At 41.4% G+C, this 249-nt stretch carries 1 pseudogene; it reads right to left on the bottom strand.

The features are described from left to right. Positions 1-83 (bottom strand): annotated as a pseudogene (locus IR141_RS13160) (IS1595 family transposase); the annotation flags it as partial. Positions 84-249: the final 166 nt, after the last annotated feature.

Below are 249 nucleotides of genomic sequence, written 5' to 3' on the forward strand. Positions count from 1 at the left end.
GAACGTGCGGTTACTTCCAATACAAAATATTCAAGCAGTTTTCTTTGCAGACTCTTCTTTAACTTACAGTGGGTTATCTTCATTTTGGCAGCCTGTCATGACTGCTAATCTACGTCAGCCCCAAATACAAAGAGAATGAAGGGCGAGTTCGCTGGTTAAAGTCTGCTGAAGCACAAAGGCTGATAGGGGTAGCAAAACCAAGGTACTTCGCCGATCTGATTATATTTAGTCTTAATACTGGTTTAAGAC

It is taken from the genome of Neisseria sp. 19428wB4_WF04 (genome assembly GCF_015235335.1).
Taxonomy (GTDB): domain Bacteria; phylum Pseudomonadota; class Gammaproteobacteria; order Burkholderiales; family Neisseriaceae; genus Neisseria; species Neisseria musculi.